Here is a 25,446-nt window from a genome sequence, read left to right as displayed (position 1 = left end):
ACGTTATGAATATTCTACCCCTTCCCTGACGCCGCTTGCCTTACGGGCAAAGCCCGGCTGATCGACACGAATAAACGGGCACAGACAAAACGCCAGCAGATAGAGCGCGGTATAGGCCACCACCACGCCGATGGTGCTGAAGTGCGGCAGCAGCACCACCGCAATCGCCGGCGCGAGGAAGTTCGACAACCCGGCCGACAGGTTATAGACCGAAATCGCCGCCCCTTTATGCTTTGGCTCCAGCGCCGGGAACACCGCCGCCATCGGCACGAACGCCGCGACGAAAATCCCCAGCGCAATCGCCGGCACCAGCGCCATGGCGAAGTTATGCCCGAAGTGCTGCGGCAGGTAGTAAAACGCCAGGCTCGACAGCGCCATGCCGATGCAGCCGAACCAGCGCACCACTTTCATCCAGCCCAGTTTCTCCGCCACGATACCCCAGAAGACGTTGGAGAAAATGGTGGTGAAGAAGAACGCCGCCCACACCTGCAGCCATTCGGAAGTGGTGAAGCCAAGCTCATCGACGAACATCATCGGCATGACCACCGCGAAGCCGAACAGCGACAGGGTGTTGATAATGCGCACAATGCTGGAGAGCATAATGCTGCGGTTGGTGTAGATAAGGGTCACCGCGCGCCCCAGTTCGGAGAACTTCTCGCGGGTGGTGAGGTTCTGCATATGGCGCGGGGTTTCGGTGTTGCGCAGCGCCGCCAGGGCAATCAGCCCGCCGGTGACGCAGAACGCCAGCGCCAGCCACAGGGTGCCCATCTCGCCAATGTGCGGGATGGTGAAGCTCGGGATATAGCTGCCGAACACGCCGATGCCGACGGAGTAGACCGCCCAGAACCAGCCCAGCGCCGAGCTGGAGCTGTCGCTGCGGACATTATGGATAATGGCGACGATGAACGAATAGAGGAACAGCGGATAGGCCAGGCCGCGGATACCGTAAAACAGCAGGATTAAGGCGTAGTTGGCGCGGCCAAGGCCGAAGACGAGGAACAGGACGTGGAACACGCACCACAGCACAAAACCGATAAACATGGTTTTACGCGGGGTGATGATTTCCGCGACCACGCCGGAGACCCAGGCCGAGAGGGCGGCGGCGAGGCCGTAGAGAGTGAAGGCGAAAGAGGCCTGCGCCGGGCTGAAGCCCAGCTCCTTGATGTAGTGCGAGAGGAAGGCGAGTTCAAAACCGTCGCCGGTCATAAACACGGCGATGGCGACGTATCCCCAGATAAGATTCAGCGGCAGACCCATCCACTGTTTGTGATTAACGGACATGGTGACCTCGTTGTTGTAGGGTGCAGGAGAATCACTCCGGCAGCTTCGCCGGAGCGTCTTATGTCTTATTGCTGTCGAAAATGTCGGTCGTTGAGGTACAGAGACTGGAAATGGGCGTAACGCGGCATCAGCGTCTGATGACGCTGCGGATCCGCCTGCCAGGTTTGCCAGATTTCCGGCTTATGGCAAACGCTGGCCAGCGGTTTGCCCGCCGCCAGGCAGGCCAGCCGCGCCGCTCCCAGCGCGCCGCCGGTTTCCCCGCCTTTATGCGTCACCACCGGCATCGCCAGGATATCCGCCAGCAGTTGCGCCCAGAATGGACTGCGGGCACCGCCGCCGACCAGTGAACACTGGTCGATACGGGTTCCACTCTCCTGCAACGCGCGCAGGCCGTCAGCAATGCCGAAGCTCACTCCCTCTAGCACCGCATATCCCAGTTGAGCGCGCTGGCTGGCATGGGTCATTCCCCAGAACATACCGCGCGCCAGCGGATCGTTATGCGGCGTACGCTCGCCGGAAAGATAAGGCAGGAAGTATGGCGCATTGGCTTTTTCGTCTTCGCTTAACTGGGCTATCTCCTCCAGTAGCGCCACTTCGGTGGTGCCGGTCAGACGACAGAACCACTGCAGACAGCTGGCGGCGCTGAGCATCACGCTCATCTGGTGCCACAGGTTCGGCAGCACGTGACAGAAAGCATGCACCGCCGACTGCGGCGCCGGACGATAGCGGTCGGTGACGACAAACAGCACGCCGGAGGTACCCAGCGAGATAAAAGCGTCTCCCGGCGACACCGCGCCAACGCCAATCGCGCTGACCGCATTATCGCCGCCGCCCCCCGCCACCAGCACCGAAGGATTAAGCCCCCAGCGTTCGGCAATGTCTGCCGCCAGCGTGGCGGAAACGTCGCATCCTTCAACCAGTTCCGGCATTTGTTGCCGCGTCAGGCCGCACTTTTGCAGCAGCGCGTCGGACCAGTCCCGTCGCGCAACATCCAGCCACAGGGTGCCGGCGGCATCCGACATATCGGAGACTTTTTTGCCGGTCATCTTGTAGCGCAGAAAATCTTTCGGCAGCAGTACGCAAGCGGTACGGGCAAAATGCTGCGGCTCGTGACGCCGCACCCACAGCAGTTTCGGCGCGGTAAATCCCGGCATCGCCAGATTACCGGCCACCTGATGCAGCTCCGGCGCCATCTCCTCAAGCTCGACGCACTCCTGCGCGCAGCGGGTATCATTCCATAAAATCGCCGGGCGAATCACTTCGCCGCTGGCATCCAGTAGCACGGCGCCGTGCATCTGTCCGGAAAGGCCGATGGCTTTAATCGCCGACCAATGGCTCGCGCACTTCTCGCGCAGAGTGGCAATCAGGTATTCCGTCGCTTCCCACCACGCCTGCGGCGATTGTTCAGACCATTGCGGATGCGGCCGTTGGATGGTCAGCGGCGCGCTATGGCTGGCGACGACCGCATTATTTTCATCCAGCACCAGCGCTTTAACTTCCGAAGTGCCGAGATCGATACCTAAATACATAGCGCCTCCTGCTGGGTCAGCGCGTAAACGGCGGCGATTTGCTCACGCAGCAGCGCGTGGAAATCCGCCGATTCCGCCAGCTCGCCAAACAGGGCTTTATCACCGGCGTACCGGGCGATCGGGTCAGGCGAATTAAACATGGCGTGTACCGCCGACTCATCAAGAATTCCGTCCTGGTACTGATACGGTAAAGCTCCTTTATGCCACTGCTGCATAAAGACAAAGAACAGCGCCGGCAACATAGCGGTAGCCTGCGGGCGCACGCCGCGCTGGTAGCACTCCTGCAGGGTTGGGGCAATCATCGCCGGGATTTTTGAGAATCCGTCTGCCGCCACCCGCTGGTTGGTGTCCTGGATATAGGGGTTGGTAAAACGCTTGAGTACCACGTCGCGATAGGTTGCCAGGTCGATGCCGTTATCGCCCAGACACGGAATCACATCTTCACTGACGTAACGGTCGGCGATGGCGTAGATGGCATCGGTAAGCGTACTCTCGTGAATATATTGCTGGCCCAACAGGGTTCCCGCCCACGCAATACAGCTATGTGACGCGTTAAGAATGCGGATCTTCGCCTCTTCATAGGGGATAACCGACACCACCATCTCGACGCCCACCGTCTCAAGCGCCGGGCGCTCAGCGCGGAAATTATCTTCCACAACCCATTGAATAAAGGTTTCGCCCATCACCGGCGCTTTATCGTCGATGCCGGTTTGCGCTTTGATACGTGGCGCCAGATCGGCGGCCGGGCGCGGCGTGATACGATCGACCATCGTGTTTGGACAGGTCGCGTTCACCGCCAGCCAGTCAATAACCTGCTGTTTACCGGTCAGCTGCAGAAATTCCACCAGTCCATCATGGAAACGCTCGCCGTTGTGGCGCACGTTGTCGCAGTTAAGCAGCGTCAGCGGACCAGCATCGTCGGCGATGCGTTTTTCAAGAATCCGGGTGATGGTGCCATAAATGGTTTTGCAATCCCCCTGCAAATCGGCCTGCAGATCGGCGTTGCTGGTCTCCAGGCGATGTTGCGTATTGAGGTAATAGCCCCCTTCCGTCACCGTGAAAGCAATGACTTTGGTCTGCGGGTTCGCGCCTTCATCAATCAGCGGCTGCAGCCCCGCCTGCCACGGCAGTAATTTTTGAATTGAGGCGATCTCTTCGTATTCTCGCTCCCCTTCCGGGCTCACCGTCTCGAGGACATAGCGCCCTCCCTGCTCCGCCAGCGCCTGCACCACATGCTCGGCGTCATTACGAATATTTCCCGCCGCGATATGCCAGCGCGAATCGCCGGAAACCCGCAGTCGATGCAGATACCACGCCTGATGGGCGCGATGAAAAGACCCGAGACCAATGTGAAGCCATGTGAATTGCGTATTCATGTTCTGCTCTCCTTGAGGTGATGCGGCTCACTGTAGATGATCATTTGAATCAAATAAGAGCTACAGATCACAAAAGAACAATTACCCAATAAAATTACAAATGACCAATTCAGAGCAAAAGCTTGCCTGTTTGGAAAACCGCAGCCAAAATGCGGGTATCTGCGCTACTGCGCCCGCGTATTTAAGGCAGGATAACGTGAGTAAAGAAGACGACATCAGGCTGGATCAGAAGGTCCGCGCCGCATGGATGTACTACATTGCCGGTCAGAATCAGAGCGAAATCGCCAGCCATCTCGGCACCTCAAGGCCGGTGGTCCAGCGCCTGATCGCCGCGGCGAAGGAAGAAGGCATTGTGTCAATTGGTTTGCATCATCCGGTGGCGAACTGCCTCGATTATGCGCAGTTGTTGCAGGAAAAGTATCAACTCATCGAGTGCAATATCGTGCCGACCTACAACGAGGAGAGCACGCTGGATAGCGTTTCCTTCGGTTGTTATCAGCTGATGGCCCGCTACCTGCAGAGCGATAACGCCAAAATAATCGGCATTGGTTCTGGATTAACGCTGAAAAAAACCATCCAGCGCATTGATTTCGATAGCCCCAACAGCCGCTGCGTGGCGCTGATTAGCGCAATGAACGATGAAGGGAAATGCAACTACTACGACGACGTGCCGTTGCTGCTGGCGCGGAAAATTCAGGCCAACTACTACCAGTGGCCCGCGCCGCGCTATGCGCAAACCCGTCAGGAACATGAGATGTGGTGCGGCAGCCGCCTGTTCAGCAACGTATCTGCCGCCGCACAGCAGGCGGACGTTATTTTCGTCGGTATCGGCCCATTGGGGACCCAAAGCCCGATCTTCAAAGACGGATTTATTAATAAGGCCCAACTGGATGAACTGACGGCGCGCGGCGGCATCGGCGAGATCCTCGGCCGCTTTATCGATGCCGACGGCGGCGTCGTCGACAGCGAAATTAATCGCCTGATCACCAGCTACGATATCCGCCAAAATCAGTGCCCGCGCATAGCCGTCGCCTGTGGCGAGAACAAGCGCCCGGCGATCCTCGCGGCGTTAAAAGGCGGCTGGATTAACGGCCTGGTGACCGATGAACATACCGCCCGCTGGCTGCTGACGCGCTAGCGCCAGCGGTTTTCACGCCAGATGCTCGCGGCTGCTAATCAGCAGCGGCGGGATCTCTACCCGCTGCTGGCTGGCCTCGCCAGCGTCGATGATATTGAATACCGCTTCCAGCATCGCCGGTACGTTCTGCTGCACCATGTCAATGTCGTGACCCAATAGATAAACAAACGGATCCCAGTCAAAACAGCCCATTGGTGGCTGTTCGGCGCCGGTCAGCCCTAGCTGGGCCAGCCATCGCACCACCCCTTCCAGCGAGATGGTCGAGTTAACGAAGAACCCCTGAAGATGTTCATCAGCGCTTTTGAAACGCGCCTGCATGCAGGCTTCTACTTTGCCTTTTGAATAGCCCGGAGAAAGAATATTTTCATCCGGCACGCTCATGCCCCGCGCCGCATGGGCATCGCGAAATCCGCGCAAACGCTCCAGGGTGTTGTGGTCGCTGCTGCGCCCGCCGACAAAAAACAGCGGCGCCAGTTTGCCGTGGCGATTGAGGCTGTTATCAAGAATTTTATCGGTCAACGCGCGGGCGCCCGCGTAGTTATCGGAGATCACCGACGGTGCGGTGGAGCCCGGCAGGTCAAGGTTGACCGTCGGCACCCCCGCCTGCTGACAAAGCTCGGTAATTTTATCCGGATTAGTCGCCCCGGTCGCCACCACCCAGTCCACCTGCCAGGAAAGCATCGCTTTCACCGCTTCGATTTCCAGCTCCGGTCGACGGCGAGTACAGGTAATAATCGGCAGCAGGCCGCGCTCACGCGCCATCTCTTCAAAGCCTTCCGCCACGGAACCAAAATAACGGTTGTCGTATTTGGGGACAATCATCCCGATGACATGCGATTTTTTACTGCGCAACATGCTGGCCTGGCGATTAATCGCGTAGCCCTGTTCTTGCGCAATCCGCGTCACTTTTTCCGCAAGTTTGGCGCTGATACGGCGTTTTTTCCAGTTGCCATTGAGGATCGCGCTCACCGCGCTTGCCGAAACGCCGGATAATTCCGCCAGATCGTAGATAGTGATTTTTTTCATTTTCCCAACTTGCGTCACAAATTCATTTCGCTGTTAATTTCCCCACTTGCTCAATCGATGAAGCTGGCGCAACATTAGCTTCATCGATTGAGCAACCATGACGCTCGCTAGCGTATACACTCAATAATCGTTCAGACATCAGCAAATTGAAATAAATGGTGCTGATATTCAATAGCTTAACTTAGTTACTCCTGCTCTGACAGGCCAGATTGTTGTAGCAGGTAACCGCTCCTCAAGCTCGTCGAGTCCCGCTTGATGAGCAAAACAGACAACATGAAGGATTATAAAATGAACCACTCTGTATCCTCTATGAATACTTCTCTTAGCGGCAAAGTCGCCGCGGTCACCGGCGCCGCTTCCGGCATTGGTCTTGAATGCGCGAAAACCCTGCTTGGCGCGGGCGCGAAGGTGGTTCTGATCGACCGTGAAGGCGAAAAGCTCAACAAGATTGTGGCAGAGCTTGGCGAAAACGCTTTTGCTTTACAGGTCGATCTGATGCAGGGCGAGCAGGTGGATAAGATCATTGACGGCATCCTGCAACTTGCCGGCCGTCTCGATATCTTCCACGCCAACGCCGGCGCTTACATCGGCGGCCCGGTCGCTGAGGGCGACCCGGACGTCTGGGATCGCGTGCTGCACCTCAATACTAACGCCGCCTTCCGCTGCGTGCGTAGCGTGCTGCCGCATATGATCGCGCAAAAATCCGGCGATATTATTTTCACCAGCTCCATCGCCGGCGTGGTGCCGGTTATCTGGGAACCTATCTATACCGCCTCAAAATTCGCCGTACAGGCATTTGTTCATACTACCCGCCGCCAGGTTTCCCAGCACGGCGTCCGCGTCGGCGCGGTACTGCCGGGCCCGGTGGTCACCGCCCTGCTCGATGACTGGCCGAAAGAGAAAATGGAAGAAGCGCTGGCCAACGGCAGCCTGATGCAGCCTATCGAAGTTGCCGAATCGGTGCTGTTTATGGTCACCCGTTCGAAAAACGTCACCGTGCGCGACCTGGTTATTCTGCCTAACAGCGTTGATTTATAACCCCCGGTATCGGTGACTAAAAGGACGATTTTATGAATGGCGAGACTCAAACCCTCATCGGCGTCGATGTCGGCTCCGGCAGCGTGCGCGCCGGGGTATTTAACCTCAGCGGCGAACTGCTGGCCCACGCCACCCGGGAGATAACCCTCTTCCGTAGCGCCGGCAGCGTGGTGGAACAATCCAGCCGCGAAATCTGGCAGGCGGTTTGCGACTGCATTAAACGCGCGGTCGTAAAGGCCGCCGTCTCTCCGCACTCGGTAGCCGGTATCGGCTTCGACGCCACCTGCTCGCTGGTGGTAATCGGGGAGAATGACGCGCCGCTGGCCGTCGGCCCCAGCGAAGAGGCGGACCGCAATATCATCGTCTGGATGGATCACCGCGCCACCGAACAGGCGGAACGCATCAATGCCACCCGCCATCCGGTGCTGCAATACGTCGGCGGGACTATCTCTCCGGAGATGGAAACGCCGAAGCTGCTGTGGCTGAAAGAAAATCGCCCGCAGACTTATGCCCGTGCGCGTCACTTCTTCGACCTGGCCGACTACCTCACCTGGCGCGCGACTGGCGATCTGGCCCGCTCCGTCTGTACCGTCACCTGTAAATGGACCTATCTGGCCCATGAAAAGCGCTGGGATGCCGACTACTTCCGCCAGATTGGCCTCGCAGAGCTGGCGGAAGAAGACTTCGCCCGTATCGGCCAGCGTATCGTCGATCCGGGAACGCCATGTGGTGATGGGTTAACCGCGGCGGCGGCCGAAGAGATGGGTCTGCCTGTCGGTACGCCGGTGGCGGTCGGGATGATCGACGCCCATGCCGGCGGCATTGGCACCGTTGGCGTACTCAACGGCGCGGTGAATAATATGGCCTACGTCTTCGGCACCTCCTCCTGCACCATGACCACCACCGAGAAAGCGGTGTTCGTCCCTGGGGTCTGGGGGCCTTACTATTCGGCGATGGTGCCGGGTTACTGGCTGAACGAAGGTGGACAAAGCGCCGCCGGCGCGGCTATCGACCAGTTACTGAGCTTCCATCCGGCGGCGGCCGAAGCGCGCGAACAGGCCAAAGCCGCCGCCGTTCCACTGCCGGTCTGGCTGGCGGATCGCGTGCTGGCGCAGGTTGCCTCGCCGTCGGAGGCGGTGAAGCTGGCAGATGGACTGCACGTCGTGCCGGAGTTTCTCGGCAACCGCGCGCCGCTTGCCGACCCCCACGCGAAAGCGCTGATTGCCGGGCTGGGGATGGAGCGGGATCTTGATAACCTGACCGCGCTGTATGTCGCTGGATTATGCGGGATTGGCTACGGCCTGCGGCAGATCCTTGATGCCCAACGCGCCTGTGGTATTGAGAGCGAAAATATCGTTATCAGCGGCGGCGCGGGGCAGCACCCGCTGGTACGCCAGCTATTGGCCGATGCCTGTGGCGTAACCGTGGTCAGCACCGCCAGCAGCGAACCAGTCTTACTGGGCTCCGCCATCCTCGGCGCCGTCGCGGGTAACGTCGCCGCCTCGCTGCCGGACGCCATGAAGCGGTTCACCAGAGTGGATAAAACCTATCGCAGCGAAACGGCGTTTAGCCCGCTGCATCAACGCAGGTATGAGGCCTACAAAGCGCTACAACAGGCCGGTCGGCTAATCCGCGAATAACGTACCTCTTTAATTTAATAACAATAATGCTCCGCTGTTGTGCAGCGGAGCCGCTCCTCTGCATCCTGAAATCGAGGTTAACATGTCCGTTAATAACAAACAGTGGTTCGGTCTGCCGCTGAACCTTATCTGGGGATACGTCGCCATCGCCGTGTTTATGACCGGCGACGGTTTTGAACTCGCCTTCCTCTCGCACTACATCAAGGAGCTGGGCTTCAGCCCGGCACAGGCCTCTTTCGCCTTCACCCTCTACGGCCTCGCCGCTGCCCTCTCGGCCTGGGTCTCCGGCGTGGTCGCGGAAATCATCACCCCGCGTAAAACCATGTTTATCGGTTTTGTGCTGTGGTGCGTGTTCCACGTCCTGTTCCTCGTCTTCGGCCTCGGCCGCGCCAACTACGCCTTAATCCTGCTGTTTTACGGTATCCGCGGTCTGGCCTATCCGCTGTTCCTCTACTCGTTCATCGTCGCCATTATCCATAACGTCCGCAGCGACAGCTCCAGCTCGGCGCTGGGCTGGTTCTGGGCGGTCTACTCCGTCGGCATCGGCGTGTTCGGCAGCTATATCCCGAGCTTCACCATCCCGCACATTGGCGAGATGGGCACTCTGTGGCTGGCGCTGGCGTTCTGCGTCACCGGCGGGCTGATTGCCCTGGCGGCGCTGCGCAACACCGAAACCCCGCGCCATATGCAGAACCTCACCACCCGCGAGAAGTTCTCCGAGCTGGGGCGCGCGGTGACCCTTATCTACACCAACCGCAGCATTATGCTCTCCAGCATTGTGCGCATTATCAACACCCTGTCGCTGTTCGGCTTCGCGGTGGTCATGCCGATGATGTTCGTCGATGAGCTCGGTTTCACTACTTCCGAATGGCTGCAGGTGTGGGCGGCGTTCTTCTTCACCACCATCTTCTCCAACGTCTTCTGGGGTATCGTGGCGGAGAAACTGGGCTGGATGAAAGTGGTGCGCTGGTTCGGCTGCATCGGCATGGCGCTGTCGAGCCTGGCGTTTTACTACCTGCCGCAGCACTTCGGGCATAACTTCGCCATGGCGCTGGTGCCGGCGATTGCGCTGGGGATTTTTGTCGCGGCGTTCGTGCCGATGGCGGCGGTGTTCCCGGCGCTGGAGCCAAAGCATAAAGGGGCGGCGATTTCGGTCTACAACCTGTCGGCCGGGCTGTCGAATTTCCTCGCGCCGGCGATTGCGGTGGTGCTGCTGCCGCACTTCAGCACCATCGGCGTGGTGGTGGCCTATACCGCGCTCTATATTCTCGCCTTCTTCCTGTGCCCGTTTATTCGCGTTGAACAGCCAGGGTTTGCTACCAGCGAAGCGGCTAAACCGCTGACCGTCAGCGCAGCAAAATCATAAAAAACCCCGGAGACCGGGGTAAGTAAAAGAGTCAATCCGGGCCTCACGCCCGGATTTTTGCCTTATGCGATAGTGACTTTGCCGTCCAGATAGACATCCTGCACCGCATTGATCAGCTTCACGCCTTCGCTCATCGATTTCTTAAACGCTTTACGACCGAGGATCAGCCCCATGCCGCCGGCGCGTTTATTGATCACCGCCGTGCGCACCGCATCGGCGAGATCGGTTTCGCCGCCCGCCGCGCCGCCGGAGTTAATCAACCCGGCACGGCCCATATAGCAGTTTGCCAGCTGATAGCGCACCAGATCGATCGGGTTATCGCTGGTCAGCTTGCTGTAGACGCGATCGTCGGTATAACCGAAGTTCACCGCCTTATAGCCGCCGTTATTCTCGGCCATTTTCTGCTTCACGATATCAGCGCCGATGGTGGCGGCCAGATGGTTGGCCTGGCCGGTCAGGTCAGCGGAAACGTGGTAATCGACGCCATCTTTTTTGAATGCCGGGTTGCGCAGATAGGCCCACAGCACGGTGACCAGGCCGAGCTCGTGCGCGCGCTCGAAGGCGGCGGAGATCTCTTCAATCTGCCGACGCGACTGCTCGGAGCCAAAATAGATCGTCGCGCCAACCGCAACCGCGCCCATGTTGAACGCCTGCTCAACGCTGGCGTACAGGGTCTGGTCATACTCGGTCGGGTAGCTCAGGGTTTCGTTATGGTTGAGCTTAACGAGGAATGGAATGCGGTGCGCGTAGCGGCGCGATACCGAGGCCAGTACGCCATAGGTAGAAGCCACGCAGTTACAGCCGGCTTCGATGGCGAGTTCCACAATATTCTTCGGATCGAAGTAGAGCGGGTTGGCGGCGAATGACGCGCCCGCCGAATGCTCTACGCCCTGGTCGACCGGCAGAATGGAAAGGTACCCCGTTCCGGCCAGACGCCCGGTATTGTAGAGGGTCTGCATATTACGCAGCACCGCAGGCGGGCGGTTGTTATCCACCATCACCCGGTCGACGTAATCCGCGCCCGGTAAATAGAGTTGATCGGCTGGAATAGTCATACAACGGTGCTGTAAAAGGCTGTCGGCATCTTTGCCAAGCAACTGCGTAATATCAGTCATAGCTATCTCCCGTAAGTGCTGGCCGCAGCCAGCATGTTTTATCCCAACCCAAAAATTTTGGGCAGGTTAAGCCTGGTACCGAGTTAGCATATTTTCCAGCCGGGCGCGCATTTTTTCAGTAGATTCTGCTGTCTCGTTTCACTGCCATTTACCACCAGGCGTGGAAATGATGTACCGGGCCGATACCGTGCCCCACTTCCAGCGAATCGGCCTGCGCCAGCGCCGCCGATAGCCAACCCTTCGCTTCGGCGACGGTTTGTCCCCAATCGGCATAGCGAGGACGCAGCGCCGCCAGCGCGGCAGATAACGTACAGCCGGTACCGTGGGTATTTTTGGTCTGCACGCGCGGCGCGGTAAAGCGCTGTTCGCCTTCGCGGGTGAACAGCCAGTCCGGGCTTTCGGCGTCGTCCAGATGTCCGCCCTTCATTAATACCGCCCCGCAGCCTAATGCCAACAGCGCCCTGCCCTGTTCCAGCATCTCGCGCTCGCTTTGCGCATGCGGCGCATCGAGCAGCGCCGCGGCCTCCGGCAAATTCGGGGTGATCAGTGAAACGTGCGGCAGCAGGCGCTGGCGCAGCGTCGCAATTGCCGAGTGGGATAACAGCGGATCGCCGCTTTTCGCCAGCATCACGGTATCCAGCACCACGTTGGCAATCTGATAGCGGGCAAGACGCTCCGCCACCGCTTCAACGATATCGGTTTCCGCCAGCATGCCGATTTTCGTGGTATCGATTCGCACGTCGCTAAACACCGAATCCAGCTGCGCCGCCACGAAGTCCGGCTCAATGCGGTATACCGACTGCACGCCGCGGGTATTCTGCGCCACTAGCGCGGTGATGACCGAGCAACCGTAAGCGCCGAGTGCGGAGAATGTTTTGAGGTCGGCCTGGATCCCGGCGCCGCCGCTGGGGTCGGTGCCGGCGATGGTTAAGGCGTTAATCCGCTTCATGCATGTACCTCCGCGTATAGCGAGTCGAGGAATGCCGGAATAAAACTACCGGGGCCGCCATGCTTCGCCGCTTCCCCACCCGCCATTTTCATCAGGCCGCAGGCGGCGGCCACGTTTTGCAGCCGATCGCCGGGCATCGCGGCGCTTGCCGCCACCACCGCGGATAACGCACAGCCGGTCCCGACCACCCGCGTCATCAGGGGATCCCCGCCGCTCACGGCTAGTGTGCGCTCGCCGTCGCTGATGTAATCCACCTCGCCCGTCACCGCGACCACGGTATTGAGCTTGCGCGCCAACGACTGGGCGGCGGGTAACGCCGCGGCTGCGCTATCGGTCGTGTCCACGCCGCGCCCGCCGCCGCTGCTCCCCGCCAGCGCCATGATTTCCGAGGCGTTGCCGCGAATCGCCGCAGGCCGCAGTTCCAGTAACTCACGACAAAAATCAGTGCGTAGCGTCAGCGCGCCGACGGCAACCGGATCCAGCGTCCAGGGTTTTCCCGCCTGGCGGGCGCTCTGCGCCGCCGCTCGCATCGCGTTGGCGCGCTCAGTGGTTAAGGTCCCGACATTAATCAATAGCGCATCGGCAATGGCGGCAAACTGCGCGGCTTCCGTAGAATCAATCACCATCGCCGGCGAGGCGCCAATAGCCAGCAGGACGTTAGCGGTGAAAGTCTGGACCACATCGTTGGTCATACAGTGAACAAGCGGCGAAGAGGTGCGGAAAAGCTGCTGCAGGTGCGCGATATGCGCCGGATTTAGCGGTTCATGCATGGTTTGCTCCCGCCAGATGAGGAAGCAGCGCAGACCATGCGGTCTCTGACTTCCCTACGCTGGCATTATCCAGATCAGGTGGTACGGGTATTTCTCAGCCTTCACAAAGAAGGGCACCCCGAGTCATTTGGTACAAAATGGCGACTAACGTTCCGTTAATCTCTCTTCAGGATAGTAATGCCAGCGGTAAGTCTTGTAAACGGTAAAAGCGGTATGTCTCCCGGCGATATGTCCCTTAATCGTACAGCCATTCACCCGCTTTTGCGGACTCTACCAACATTTGTACTGTTAGCGGTTTAAGCGGCTTCTCTGGAGGCATGGAACCTAAAAACTCAGGTTCAAAGTAATAGATAATTTCGAAGCCATTCATTTTTACATTCCATTGTTTGAAATAGTAATCTAAAGTATCTTCTGCATCTTCCCAGATGATATTCAGCCCCCCCTTTGTTAATTCAGTATCTAACGTGACTTCTGGACGATCGCCAAAAAAACAGTATTTCTTATGGCTATGATGAGTATATATATAATCAATAATTTCTTGTTCAATGCTCATTAGAAGTATGTCCATAGTTTCATCATAATGGCTGATTGGCACACCGTCATTACTCGTCATTGTATCATCCCCGTACGCTTGCCACAGAGACGCTCTTTTCACCGCATTGTAAACGATTACACTATTTTTTAGTTATCCGTACGGCGGTTGATGTAGATCACAATTTGCTTAATCACCCTACGACATAGTTACCACGCGTTACGAATTAAGCACGCTAACGATCCGCGGACGATCGCCGCTGTCATGAATGTTCGTCGCATGTATAAAATAATATCTACGATAAGGTCGTTAATGATGAAAGTGAAATACGTCTCGACGATACTGCTGGCACTCAGCGCAGCCATCGCGGCTGGTTGCAGTTCGCCGGCGCAGCGTATGGCCGAGTGTGAAGCCCAGGGGCTCAGTAAAGACGCCTGTTATATTGCGGAACAAAACAAACAGGCTGCGGTGAACGCCGCAGCAGAGAAGCAGGCGCTGGAAAACGCGCAGGCTTTATATCCCGTGCAGAAAGCGCAATCCAGCAAAAAAGTGAAAATCTTCAATGGCATGAAGCTGGTCATAAACTCAACCGGGCTGATCGTTGATGGCAAACCCGCGGCTTTAGACGAAAGCAATGCTGACGCGAAAACCTATTCACAGGGTTTATACGTTTTTATAGTCTACCAATCAGGAAAAATCGCCGTCATGCAGGACGGTAAATTTTTAGGCTACGCCAAATAGCGCCGCTTCCTTGTTAATTTAAAAGCGGCCTAAGAGCCGCTTTTTTCTCCCCTTCCCCGCAGTAACCGACACGTCTGACACCGCGCTAAACAAGAGACATCAATCCCATTGGATAAATCTCATTTTACCTACGAGTGAGTAGTTTTTTAACTAATGTAGTTTTTTTGTAACCATAACTTGCTCAATGTAAACAACTGGTTATAGTTCAAATAAGCGTTACAATTTGTAACACCACGTCAGATCGGAATTAACGAGTGAATTGCCATCATGGTAAGAGGATTCCAATGAAATTGACCCCCGTAGTGAAAGGTTTAGCCATCGCCGGCTTGCTGTCATCGTTAAGCCTGTCAGCATGGGCGGAAGTCGCCGCAAAAGAAGCGACCGCAGCCACCAAACAAGCCAACGACACCCTCTATAACCAACTTCCCTTCTCAGATAACACCGATTTCACCAACGCCCACAAAGGTTTTATTGCCGCCCTGCCCACAGAGATCATTAAAGGCGAACAAGGTAACGTAGTATGGGATCCGCAGCAGTACTCCTTCATCAAAGAAGGTGAAAAAGCCCCGGACACCGTCAACCCGAGCCTGTGGCGTCAGTCTCAATTGATCAATATTAGCGGCCTGTTTGAGGTCACCGATGGCGTCTACCAGATCCGCAATCTTGATCTCTCCAATATGAGCATCATCGAAGGTAAAGAAGGCATTACCGTCGTGGATCCGCTGGTGTCGGCAGAAACCGCCAAAGTGGGCATGGATCTGTATTACCAAAACCGCGGTAAGAAACCGGTCGTCGCCGTTATCTATACCCACAGCCACGTTGACCACTACGGCGGCGTGCGCGGCGTAGTTGATGAAGCGGATGTAAAATCCGGCAAAGTGAAAATTTACGCACCGTCCGGCTTTATGGAAGCGGCGGTCGCAGAAAACATCATGGCCGGTAACGTCATGAGCCGCCGCGCCAGCTACATGTACGGTAACCTGCTGAAACCATCGGCCACCGGACAGGTCGGCGCCGGCCTTGGCACCACCACCTCGGCGGGTACCGTGACCCTGATTGCGCCGACCAATATCATCGAAAAAGACGGGCAGAAAGAAGTCATTGACGGTCTGACCTATGACTTCATGCTGGCGCCGGGTTCGGAAGCGCCGTCGGAAATGCTGTGGTTCATCGAAGAGAAAAAACTGATTGAATCCGCGGAAGACGTGACACACACCCTGCACAACACCTATTCGCTGCGCGGCGCGAAAATCCGCGAACCGCTGCCGTGGTCGAAGTACATCAACGAAGCAATTGTGCGCTGGGGCGACAAGGCCGAAATTATTATGGCTCAACACCACTGGCCGACCTGGGGCAACGAAAACGTGGTTAACCTGCTGAAGAGCCAGCGTGACCTGTATCGTTACATTAACGATCAGACCCTGCGCATGGCCAACGAAGGGCTGACCCGCGATGAAATCGCCGCTAAATTCAAACTGCCGGAGAGCCTTGCCAACACCTGGGCTAACCGGGGTTATTACGGCTCTGTCAGCCACGACGTGAAGGCCACCTACGTGCTGTATCTCGGCTGGTTCGACGGCAACCCGGCGACCCTCGACGAGCTGCCGCCGGAAGAAGCGGCGAAAAAATTCGTCGATTACATGGGCGGCGCCGATGCCATCATGAAGAAAGCGAAAGAGGATTTTGACCAGGGTAACTACCGCTGGGTTGCTCAGGTCGTCAGCAAAATCGTCTTCGCCGATCCGAAAAACCAGGATGCGCGTAATCTGGAAGCGGATGCGCTGGAGCAGTTAGGCTACCAGGCGGAATCCGGCCCGTGGCGTAACTTCTACCTCACCGGCGCGCAGGAACTGCGTAACGGCGTGGTGAAAGGTCCTACCCCGAACACCGCCAGCCCGGATACCGTGCGCGCGATGACCCCGGAAATGTTCTTCGACTATCTGGCGGTACATATCAATGGCGAGAAAGCGGGTAACGCGAAATCGGTGTTTAATATCGATCTCGGCAGCGACGGCGGCAAGTATAAGCTGGAGCTGGAAAACGGCGTACTGAACCATACCGCCAACGCGGAAGCGAAAGATGCCGATACCACTATCGCCCTCAACCGCGCCACCCTGAATAAGATCATCCTCAAAGAGGAGACGCTTAAACAGGCCGTCGATAATGGCGACGCGAAAATCACCGGTAACGCCGATAAGCTCAATGAAATGCTGGGTTATATGGACAATTTCGAATTCTGGTTCGACATCGTCACGCCATAATGCCCTGCTCCCGCGACCATCGGTCGCGGGAGTTTCCTTTCTACTAGTAAGCTTCCGGCAGCGGTCGGTCGATCGAAACCAGTTTGCCGCGCTTCATCGTGATATAGCCCCCGGCTTTTAGATCCGCCAGTACGCGAAATACATGCGTGCGCGACAGATTAGTGCGCTTAATAATAAACAGCGCCAGGCCTTCATTTTCCCCCTGATGGGTACTCTGGCGATAAAGATAACGAAACAGCATCGGCCTGATGGTTTGGTAGCTGGTCATTTGCCGGCGTTCGTTGTGAAGATCGATAGTAAAAATCGACATATAGGTCAGAATGGTCGCCAACTCCTGCACGCGTTCAGGACCGCCGCGTAAAAAGATTTGGTCAAAAACATCATAAGTGACTTTGACCAGCTTCACCGCCGCGCTGCCGATGTATTCAAACTTCGCCAGCGGGCAGTACCTTTCCATAAGTCCAATCGGCATATACTCAATGGAATTACCAATATGAAGGCCATTCTCCGGCATTAATATTGAAAGCGAACCTTCAGTGCAAAAATAAATATACCCTGGCTGAATTGCTAATTTTTTATTTGCCGCAACCGTCAGGGGCTCCCCTTGTGCCATTATTTGCGGAAAAAAGGCATCAATGTTGAGTTGCTGATAATAGCTATGGATATCCTGAAAATTCACGCTATACACCTTGCTACGCCGTCTGTTGTGATATCGAGTATAGCAGCGAAGTGATAGCAGATTCGAGGGCGATTATTTCTTTGAGAATGACCAGTCCCATATGGGACTATCAACGCAAAGTATTCGCTTTAAAATGGCCAGTAATTAGTCTGCATTTAAATTACCCGCTGATATTAAACACTGATAGCGGAACAAATAATCTAAGAGGCCATGCAATGAAATTAAATCAGATCGCTAAACATCTGGCTCTGGCCGGTGTTTTAACTTCACTGTCGCTTTCCGCCTTCGCTGCCGCCCAGCAACAGGACGCCACTCCGGCAACTCATCAGGCAAATAACGCGCTGTACAACAAACTGCCGTTTGCCGATAAAACCGATTTCGATAACGCGCATAAAGGCTTTATCGCCGCGCTGCCGCAAACCATGATTAAAGGCGAGCAAGGCAACGTTATCTGGAACCCGGCAAAGTATGACTTCGTCAAAGAAGGTGAAAAAGCCCCGGATACCGTTAACCCAAGCCTGTGGCGCCAGTCGCAGCTGATTAATATCGGCGGCCTGTTTAAAGTCACCGACGGGGTTTATCAGATCCGTAATCTCGATCTCTCCAACATGACTATCATTGAAGGTGAGAAAGGGATAACCGTTATCGACCCGCTGCTGAGCGCCGAGCCGGCGAAAGAAGCGATGGATCTCTATTACGCCAACCGTGGTAAAAAGCCGGTTGTCGCCGTGCTGTTCACCCACAGCCACGTTGATCACTACGGCGGTATCCGCGGCGTGGTTGATGAAGCCGACGTGAAAGCGGGTAAGGTGAAAATCTACGCCCCTGCCGGATTTATGGAAGAAGCGGTTTCCGAGAACATCATGGCCGGTACCGCAATGAGCCGCCGCGCCAGCTACATGTACGGCAACCTGCTGAAGCCTGACGCCAAAGGGCAGGTCGGCGCCGGTCTTGGCACCACCACCTCCGCAGGTACCGTGACGCTTATCCAGCCGACCAACTACATCACCAAAACCGGCCAGCAGGAAGTGATAGATGGTCTGACCTACGACTTCATGATGGCGCCGGGTTCCGAAGCGCCGTCGGAAATGCTGTGGTATGTCAAAGAGAAGAAAATGATTGAAGCGGCAGAGGATGTTACCCATACCCTGCACAATACCTACTCGCTGCGCGGCGCGAAGATCCGCGACCCGCTGGCGTGGTCAAAATACATCAACGCCGCGATCGACCGCTGGGGCAACGATGCTGAAGTCATTATCGCTCAGCACCACTGGCCAACCTGGGGTAACGACAACATTATCAAGCTGATGAAAGGTCAGCGCGACATGTATCGCTACATCAACGACCAGACCCTACGCATGGCCAACGAAGGCCTGACCCGCGATGAAATCGCCGCTAACTTCAAGCTGCCGGAATCGCTGGAGAAACAGTGGTCGAGCCGCGGTTATTACGGCTCCGTCAGCCACGATGTGAAAGCGACCTATGTTTACTACCTCGGCTGGTTCGATGGCAACCCGGCGACCCTCGACGAGCTGCCGCCGCAACAGGCTGCGAAGAAGTTCGTTGAATACATGGGCGGCGCCGATGCCATCATGCAGAAAGCCAAAGCCGACTATCAGCAGGGGAACTACCGCTGGGTGGCGCAGGTGACCAGTAAAATCGTCTTCGCCGACCCGCAGAATACCGATGCGCGTAATCTCGAAGCGGATGCCCTGGAGCAGTTAGGTTACCAGGCGGAAGCCGGTACCTGGCGCAACTTCTACCTGACCGGCGCGCAGGAACTGCGTAACGGCGTACAGAAACTCCCGACGCCAAATACCGCCAGCCCGGATACCGTGCGCGCGATGACCCCGGAGATGTTCTTCGACTATCTGGGCGTACATATCAACGGCCAGAAAGCCGGCGCGGCGAAAGCGGTCTTCAATATCGATCTGGGTACAGATGGCGGGAAGTATAAGCTGGAGCTGGAAAATGGCGTGCTTAACCACACCGCTAATGCGGTAGCAGACAACGCTGACGCCAGTATTACTCTGAACCGCGATACCCTGAACAAGATCATTTTGAAACAGGAAACGCTGAAGCAGGCTGAAGATAAGGGCGACGTCAAGATTAGCGGCAATGGCGCTAAGCTCGATGAAATGCTGAGCTACATGGACAAATTTGAATTCTGGTTCAACATTGTCACCCCGTAAGCGATAATCGCTGAATCTCCCTCGCGCCCTTTCTGGCCGCGGGGGATTTTTTTATCCATTCGACTCGCATGTTCTGATTTGCGTTCCCCTCGCCGCAGGCTCAAAATGAGTTCAGGACTGTTTTATTGCGCGGAGGTATATATGACCGTTTATCACCATGCGCTGGTACTGATTAATAGCAGCCTTGATGGTGTTCCGTTGCTACAACACGCCGCCAGGATGGCGCAGGAAAACGGGATGCGGATTACCATCGCCCACATCAGCACCGACTACCGGGCACTTAATTACGTGTCCGACAGCCTGCAGAATGATGAAGTATCGCAAGAGGTCATTCAGGCCAAAGCCCTGCTCAACGAGCTGGCGGTGACCGTCGCCCTGCCGGTACAGACGCTATCGCTGGTGACGACCCGCCGTTTTGCTGATGTCGAAGAGTGCGTACAACAACGCCATATCGATTTAATTATCGCCGGACACCATAACCGGCTGCTGGGGGTGCTGTCCTCGCACTCGCTGGAGTACATCAACCATTTGACGGTGGACGTACTGATAAAACACCTGTCCTAGCGCAATGCGGACTGTAACAGAGAAAAACACTCTTCGATTAATGGCGGTAGCGCCTGCGGCCCGCGCATCAGGGCCACCGTCCGCGTCAGTGCCGGCTGCTGTAGTTGCGCCACCTTTAACGCCGGGTCCTGGAGATAGGTCGTATACAGCGCCGGGAGAATGGCCACCGCCAGTCGCGAACGCACCAGCCCATAAAGGGTTTCGATATAGTCTACCTGGTAACGCGTCGTTAAGGTCAAACGCTGGCTTTCCACCAGCGCCGCCACCAGCCGCTGGATATTCCCCTTGGAGAAAACGGCAATATCACGGCCTACCAGTTGCTTCCACGGTAAATTTGGCTGCGCAGCCAGCGGATCATCGCTGTGCAGTACCGCCACGAACGGATCCTCGCGTAGCGGATAAACCAGTAGCTCAGCCGGCAGCGAACTGTCGATGGCGCCGATACCAAAATCAATCTCACCGCTTTGCAGCGCCCGCATTAACGCATCGTTGGTCTGGTCATGAAATTCGATGCGCAGACGCGGAAAGGCCTGCGCCAGGGTCTGCGGCAGCAGCGGAAACAGCAGTGAGCTCACCGACGGAACCAGGCCTATTCGCACCGTGCCATCGCCGCCCGCTTCCACGATCTGTTGCATATCAAAAAAAGATGCCTGGGCCACGCTCAGTATCCGCTGGGCATGAGGTAAAATCGCCGCCCCCAGTTCCGTCAGGGTGACCGCCGAGGCGGTACGATTGACCAACTTGCCCCCAAGCACCGCTTCTATCTGGCGCAGCGCGCTGCTGAGCGCCGGTTGGCTAATCGCCAGCCTATTGGCGGTATCGGTAAAATGGCGTAGCTGGGCCAGGGTCACAAAATACTGCAGTTGCTTTAGTGAGAGCGCGGGCAGACGTTGCCAGGGTTCGTTCATTGTCAGGTTCGCTACCGGTGGTCATACAGGATAACCCGAGCTTATCGGGCGATAAATTTATTCATCTGGGCAAACGTTTGCTGTGCCCCTAGAGTATCCGCATTATCCTTGTGGCGGAGTTGTTATGTCCAGCAATGCTGAAGTCCGTCGTCGCGCCGTACAGGCCGCGCGCGGCGAGTCCCCGTTTGATCTGTTGCTTATCGATGCGCAGATCGTCGATATGGCCACTGGCGAAGTCCGCGACGCTGACGTCGGCATTGTGGGTGAAATGATTGCCAGCGTGCATCCGCGCGGTAGCCGCGCCGACGCCCATGAAGTGCGCTCGCTGCAAGGCGGGTATCTGTCACCGGGTTTGATGGACACTCACGTTCATCTTGAAAGTTCGCATTTACCGCCCGAGCGCTACGCCGAAATTGTCCTGACGCAGGGTACCACCGCGGTGTTCTGGGATCCGCATGAGCTGGCCAACGTGCTCGGCGTCGATGGCGTGCGCTACGCGGTTGACGCCAGTCGCCACCTGCCGCTACAGGTGATGGTGGCCGCGCCGTCCAGCGTCCCCTCTACGCCAGGTCTCGAAATGTCCGGCGCTGATTTCGCCGGCGCTGAAATGGAAACTATGCTCGGTTGGCCGGAAGTACGCGGCGTGGCGGAAGTGATGGACATGCACGGTGTGCTGAACGGTAGCGAACGGATGCAGGAGATTGTCCAGGCCGGGCTTAACAGCGGCAAACTGATTGAGGGACACGCCCGCGGGCTTAGCGGTGCTGACCTGCAAGCGTACCTCGCCGCCGGCGTCACCTCCGATCATGAGCTGACTTCAGCGGCCGATGCGCTGGAAAAACTGCGCGCCGGGCTGACTATCGAAATTCGCGGCTCACACCCCTATCTGCTGCCCGATATCGTTACGGCGTTAAAAACGCTGCCGCATCTCTCTTCGCAAATCACCGTCTGCACCGATGACGTCCCGCCGGATATGCTGCTGGAGAAAGGTGGCATTATCGCCCTGCTCAACCTGCTGATTGAACACGGTTTGCCAACGGTCGATGTGCTGCGTTTCGCCACCCTCAATGCGGCTATTCGCCTGCAGCGTAACGATCTTGGGCTGATTGCCGCAGGACGGCGCGCGGATCTGGTGGTGTTTGATTCGCTGGAGAAACTCGAGGCTCAGGAGGTCTATGTCGGCGGCAAACTTATCGCTCGCAGCGGTCATCTGCTAACCCCCCTTGCCGCCGCGCCCGGCGTGACGCCGCCGCGTGATACTCTGCAGTTAGCGCCCCTCGCCGCGGAAGACTTTATCCTGCGAATTAAGGGCATTCGCCATGGCGTCGCCCGTCTGCGCCACATCAGCGGCGCGCGCTTCACGAAATGGGGTGAAGTAGAAGTACAGATCCGCGACGGTGAAGTACAACTGCCCGCGGGCTTTAGCCTGATATGGGTTAAGCACCGCCACGGCCGCCATCAGGCAACGCCGCAAATCGCCCTGCTCGAAGGCTGGGGCGAGCTGCGCGGCGCCATCGCCACCAGCTACTCGCATGATTCACATAACCTGGTCGTGCTCGGGCGCGATGCTCAGGATATGGCCCTAGCGGCAAATCAGTTGATCGCTTCCGGCGGCGGAATGGCGCTGGCGCAACAGGGCGAGATCCTGGCCCATGTGGCGATGCCGATTGCCGGCATGCTCTCCGATCTTCCCGCCGCCGAGCTGGCGCGGCAGTTCCGCGAGCTGCGAGATTTAAGCAGTAAAGTCGCCGACTGGGAGCCGCCATACCGGGTATTTAAGGCGATTGAAGGCACCTGCCTCGCCTGCAACGCCGGGCCGCATTTAACCGATTTGGGTTTAACCGACGGCGGCAGCCGCCAGATAGTTGACCCGTTGATAGCCTGCCGGGAGACACCGGCGCCAACTCATCACAACAATAATCCTCAGGGAGCCTGAGCATGGCCGATAACACACTTCATACTTCTGCCCGTAGCCACTGGCTGGAGCGCCGCTTTGCGCTGCGCGCACGGGGCGGTTCGCTACGCACCGAATGCCTGGCCGGGATCACCGGCTTTCTCGCCGCCGCCTATTTACTGGTGGTCATTCCAGGGCTGCTGGCGATTGGCGGAATGGATAAAGGCGCCGCCACCACCGGCACTATCCTGGTTTTTGTCGCCGGTTCGCTATTAATGGCGTTTTACGCCAACCTGCCGTTTATCGTCGGTCCGGGCATTGGCGGCTCGGTACTGGTAGGGGTGACGCTGGCGGGCAGCGAAGGTATTGGCTGGCAGATTGGCCTCGGAATTGCCTGCTGGTCGGGGATCCTCTTCTTCCTGCTGACCCAATTTGGCCTGCGCGAAGTGGTCACCCGCTCGGTACCGCAATCAATTAAACTGGGGCTGACGGCCTCGATCGGGTTGTTCGTCGCGGTTCTCGGCTTTCGCAATGCCGGGCTGGTGTTGGCGAATGCCAAAACCAACGCCCTGATGCTCGGCGATTTTCTTGCCCCCGGCGCGCTGGTGGCGCTGTGCGGCCTGTTTCTGGCGATAGCGCTACAGGCGCGTAAAGTGCCCGGCGCGATACTGTGGGCCATTCTGTTCGCCACCCTGGTGGGTATTCCGTTCGGGGTAACAAAGCTGCCGGGCAGCTTTATTGATGTTCCGCACTCGCTGGCTCCGGTGTTCGGGCAAATCGATCTGTTGGGGGCATTAAATATCGCCTTTCTGCCGTTCCTGTTCGTCTTTTTCGCGTCCGAGTTTTTCTCGACCATGGGCACGACCCTGGCGGTCGGTGGCGAAGCGGGTTTACTGGATGAAGAAGGTAACATGCCGCAGATTAATCGCCCGTTTATGGTCGATTCGATTGCCGCCGCGCTGGGCCCGTGGGTCGGTATTCCGGCGGCTACGGCGCTGATTGAATCATCCGCGGCGGCGGAAGCCGGCGGCAAGACCGGCCTCACGGCGCTCTCGGCGGCGGTGATGTTCCTGTTGATGCTACTGTTTACGCCGGTGGCGCTCATGATCCCTAAAGAGGCCACCGCGCCGGCGTTAATTCTGATTGGCCTGAATATGTTCAGCGGCCTGCGCAAAGTCGATCTGGGTAACTTTACCGATGGACTGCCGGTCCTCATGATGGTGATGATTACGCTCATCGCCAACAGCTTCGGCACCGGTATTGCCGGCGGACTGCTGTTTTACATTGTCATCAAAGCGATCGCCGGCAAGTGGCGTGAAATTCCGATTGGCCTGTGGGTGCTGGCGATCCCGCTAATCTATTATTTCGCGACCTTAGTTAAGCACTAAGCGCTTCACAATGTGATTTCACCTCTTGATATAACAAACGCACCGCGGCAGAGAGCTGTTTGCGGTGCGGACAAATCATATTCAACGGCGTTAAATCGCCCTGATAGTCCGGCAGCAGCCGCACCAGTCTTCCTTCCCGCAGATCGTCGCTGACATCGAGAAACGATTTATAAGCGATCCCCTCCCCGGCTACCGCCAGCCGACGGATCACCTCCGCATCATCACTCATGATCGCGCCGTTCATCTCCACGGTATGTACTTCATTACCTGAAATCAGCGGCCAGCGGTCAAAAGGCCGGCCGCGTAATACATACAGTAGCGCACTGTGCCGGGATAACTCCTCCAGACTACTGATTTGACCGTGGCGGGCAATCCACTGCGGTGAAGCGACTAACACCCGGCGATTCTCCGGCGCGACCGGCAGCGAGATAAACGAAGCGTCTTCGTGGTAGCCGTAGCGAAAAGCGACATCCACCGGATCTTTAAACACGTCGGTCAGATGATCGGAAAAGTGCAGCCGCAGACTCAGCGCCGGATGACGTTCGCGAAAAGCGCAAAATACCTTGAGCAGCAGGTTGCGCCCAAGGTCGGATGGCACAGAGATTTGCAGCGTGCCGCGCACTTCATCCCCCGGCGCCTGAATTTTCTGTAACCCGGCCTGTAAGGTATCGAGCATCTGAGTGGCATAGGGCAACCAGGTTTCGCCCTCCGGAGTCAGACGCAGGCTACGGGTCGAACGAGCAAAGAGGCGAATATTAAGCGTCGTTTCCAGGCGTTTGATCGCCGCGCTTACCTGCGCTGGCTGCTGCCCCGCTTCTCGTGCCGCCTCGCTAAAACTGCCTAACGCCGCCGCGCGGACAAATAAGGTCAGATCTTCCAGCCTGAACATGCCAATTCTCCAAAGCTTCAGAATGCTCCCAAAATAGCGATTTACCGCGTAACAACGCAAGCGGCACAAGACTTCAGCCGTGTTTTGCTTACACTTTTTAAAAAACCAGTGCTTGCCATTTCAGCAGCGCTTCAGGAATGATACGAGGCTGCTATTTTGAGTCCAGGTAA

21 protein-coding genes and 1 riboswitch are annotated in these 25,446 nt (G+C 57.1%); of the genes, 10 read left to right on the top strand and 11 right to left on the bottom strand.

The window, feature by feature from the left end:
- Positions 1-3 precede the first annotated feature (3 nt).
- The 3 genes from ABLV66_RS08605 to dalD form a co-directional block, all read right to left on the bottom strand.
- Complete coding sequence (locus ABLV66_RS08605; protein WP_321140158.1) at positions 4-1,281, bottom strand: RbtT/DalT/CsbX family MFS transporter; 1,278 nt, start codon at positions 1,279-1,281, stop codon at positions 4-6.
- A gap of 65 nt (positions 1,282-1,346) precedes the next feature.
- Positions 1,347-2,810, bottom strand: coding sequence for a xylulokinase (gene xylB, locus ABLV66_RS08600; RefSeq protein WP_348876004.1), 1,464 nt, complete (start codon positions 2,808-2,810; stop codon positions 1,347-1,349).
- Positions 2,801-4,186: a D-arabinitol 4-dehydrogenase gene (gene dalD, locus ABLV66_RS08595; RefSeq protein ID WP_348876005.1), complete on the bottom strand. Its 1,386-nt coding sequence runs from the start codon at positions 4,184-4,186 to the stop codon at positions 2,801-2,803. The genes xylB and dalD overlap by 10 nt, the downstream gene beginning before the upstream one ends.
- A 196-nt stretch (positions 4,187-4,382) precedes the next feature.
- On the opposite strand from dalD, the gene ABLV66_RS08590 reads away from it, so the two are divergent.
- On the top strand, positions 4,383-5,324 hold the full coding sequence (locus ABLV66_RS08590; protein ID WP_045398229.1) for a sugar-binding transcriptional regulator: 942 nt from the start codon (positions 4,383-4,385) through the stop codon (positions 5,322-5,324).
- Positions 5,325-5,336: 12 nt separating this feature from the next.
- On the opposite strand, the gene ABLV66_RS08585 is transcribed toward ABLV66_RS08590, so the two are convergent.
- Complete coding sequence (locus tag ABLV66_RS08585) at positions 5,337-6,350, bottom strand: LacI family DNA-binding transcriptional regulator (RefSeq protein WP_045398223.1); 1,014 nt, start codon at positions 6,348-6,350, stop codon at positions 5,337-5,339.
- Positions 6,351-6,638: 288 nt separating this feature from the next.
- Here ABLV66_RS08585 and ABLV66_RS08580 point away from each other — a divergent pair, with 288 nt between their 5' ends.
- The 3 genes from ABLV66_RS08580 (at position 6,639) to ABLV66_RS08570 (ending at position 10,394) form a co-directional block, all read left to right on the top strand.
- Positions 6,639-7,388: an SDR family oxidoreductase gene (locus tag ABLV66_RS08580; RefSeq protein WP_015365771.1), complete on the top strand. Its 750-nt coding sequence runs from the start codon at positions 6,639-6,641 to the stop codon at positions 7,386-7,388.
- 32 nt (positions 7,389-7,420) lie between these two features.
- The gene (locus ABLV66_RS08575; RefSeq protein WP_289578119.1) at positions 7,421-9,028 is read left to right on the top strand and encodes an FGGY-family carbohydrate kinase; all 1,608 of its coding nucleotides are present in this window, start codon (positions 7,421-7,423) and stop codon (positions 9,026-9,028) included.
- An 82-nt stretch (positions 9,029-9,110) separates the two neighbouring features.
- Entirely contained in the window at positions 9,111-10,394 is a 1,284-nt protein-coding gene (locus ABLV66_RS08570) for an RbtT/DalT/CsbX family MFS transporter (RefSeq protein WP_165430572.1), read from the top strand.
- Between the two features lie 62 nt (positions 10,395-10,456).
- Here the strand turns inward: ABLV66_RS08570 and fbaB are convergent, their stop codons facing one another.
- The 4 genes from fbaB to ABLV66_RS08550 form a co-directional block, all read right to left on the bottom strand.
- Positions 10,457-11,509 carry a class I fructose-bisphosphate aldolase gene (gene fbaB / locus ABLV66_RS08565; protein WP_015365768.1) on the bottom strand — a complete coding sequence of 351 codons (1,053 nt, stop codon included), beginning with the start codon at positions 11,507-11,509 and terminating at the stop codon, positions 10,457-10,459.
- Positions 11,510-11,657: 148 nt separating this feature from the next.
- Positions 11,658-12,458: a bifunctional hydroxymethylpyrimidine kinase/phosphomethylpyrimidine kinase gene (gene thiD / locus ABLV66_RS08560; protein ID WP_015706078.1), complete on the bottom strand. Its 801-nt coding sequence runs from the start codon at positions 12,456-12,458 to the stop codon at positions 11,658-11,660.
- The gene (gene thiM / locus ABLV66_RS08555; RefSeq protein ID WP_315711214.1) at positions 12,455-13,228 is read right to left on the bottom strand and encodes a hydroxyethylthiazole kinase; all 774 of its coding nucleotides are present in this window, start codon (positions 13,226-13,228) and stop codon (positions 12,455-12,457) included. The genes thiD and thiM overlap by 4 nt, the downstream gene beginning before the upstream one ends.
- A 34-nt stretch (positions 13,229-13,262) precedes the next feature.
- A riboswitch (TPP riboswitch) is annotated at positions 13,263-13,359 on the bottom strand.
- A gap of 104 nt (positions 13,360-13,463) precedes the next feature.
- Positions 13,464-13,781, bottom strand: coding sequence for a DUF1493 family protein (locus ABLV66_RS08550; RefSeq protein WP_045391193.1), 318 nt, complete (start codon positions 13,779-13,781; stop codon positions 13,464-13,466).
- Positions 13,782-14,075: 294 nt separating this feature from the next.
- Here ABLV66_RS08550 and ABLV66_RS08545 point away from each other — a divergent pair, with 294 nt between their 5' ends.
- Together ABLV66_RS08545 and ABLV66_RS08540 are read left to right on the top strand one after the other, a co-directional pair.
- On the top strand, positions 14,076-14,501 hold the full coding sequence (locus ABLV66_RS08545) for a hypothetical protein (RefSeq protein ID WP_348876115.1): 426 nt from the start codon (positions 14,076-14,078) through the stop codon (positions 14,499-14,501).
- A gap of 284 nt (positions 14,502-14,785) precedes the next feature.
- The gene (locus ABLV66_RS08540) at positions 14,786-16,762 is read left to right on the top strand and encodes an alkyl/aryl-sulfatase (protein ID WP_348876007.1); all 1,977 of its coding nucleotides are present in this window, start codon (positions 14,786-14,788) and stop codon (positions 16,760-16,762) included.
- Between the two features lie 43 nt (positions 16,763-16,805).
- Here ABLV66_RS08540 and ABLV66_RS08535 read toward each other — a convergent pair whose 3' ends face one another.
- Positions 16,806-17,441, bottom strand: a complete 636-nt coding sequence (locus ABLV66_RS08535; protein ID WP_348876008.1) for a helix-turn-helix domain-containing protein — start codon at positions 17,439-17,441, stop codon at positions 16,806-16,808.
- 215 nt (positions 17,442-17,656) lie between these two features.
- Here ABLV66_RS08535 and ABLV66_RS08530 point away from each other — a divergent pair, with 215 nt between their 5' ends.
- Positions 17,657-19,633: an alkyl/aryl-sulfatase gene (locus ABLV66_RS08530; protein ID WP_047044849.1), complete on the top strand. Its 1,977-nt coding sequence runs from the start codon at positions 17,657-17,659 to the stop codon at positions 19,631-19,633.
- Between the two features lie 141 nt (positions 19,634-19,774).
- A complete protein-coding gene (locus ABLV66_RS08525; protein WP_315711215.1) occupies positions 19,775-20,197 on the top strand; it encodes a universal stress protein in 423 nt (140 codons plus the stop codon).
- On the opposite strand, the gene ABLV66_RS08520 is transcribed toward ABLV66_RS08525, so the two are convergent.
- On the bottom strand, positions 20,194-21,105 hold the full coding sequence (locus tag ABLV66_RS08520) for a LysR family transcriptional regulator (protein ID WP_047044855.1): 912 nt from the start codon (positions 21,103-21,105) through the stop codon (positions 20,194-20,196). The genes ABLV66_RS08525 and ABLV66_RS08520 overlap by 4 nt on opposite strands.
- A gap of 124 nt (positions 21,106-21,229) precedes the next feature.
- On the opposite strand from ABLV66_RS08520, the gene ABLV66_RS08515 reads away from it, so the two are divergent.
- The gene (locus ABLV66_RS08515; protein ID WP_047078265.1) at positions 21,230-23,041 is read left to right on the top strand and encodes an adenine deaminase; all 1,812 of its coding nucleotides are present in this window, start codon (positions 21,230-21,232) and stop codon (positions 23,039-23,041) included.
- 2 nt (positions 23,042-23,043) lie between these two features.
- On the top strand, positions 23,044-24,387 hold the full coding sequence (locus tag ABLV66_RS08510) for an NCS2 family permease (RefSeq protein ID WP_047078266.1): 1,344 nt from the start codon (positions 23,044-23,046) through the stop codon (positions 24,385-24,387).
- On the opposite strand, the gene ABLV66_RS08505 is transcribed toward ABLV66_RS08510, so the two are convergent.
- On the bottom strand, positions 24,377-25,276 hold the full coding sequence (locus ABLV66_RS08505) for a LysR family transcriptional regulator (RefSeq protein ID WP_047051025.1): 900 nt from the start codon (positions 25,274-25,276) through the stop codon (positions 24,377-24,379). The two genes, ABLV66_RS08510 and ABLV66_RS08505, sit on opposite strands and share 11 nt — an antisense overlap.
- Between the last annotated feature and the right edge of the window lie 170 nt (positions 25,277-25,446).

Source organism: Klebsiella sp. CN_Kp073 (assembly GCF_040065495.2).
Classification (GTDB): Bacteria; Pseudomonadota; Gammaproteobacteria; order Enterobacterales; family Enterobacteriaceae; genus Klebsiella; species Klebsiella aerogenes.
This window is presented reverse-complemented; position numbering and strand designations above follow the sequence as displayed.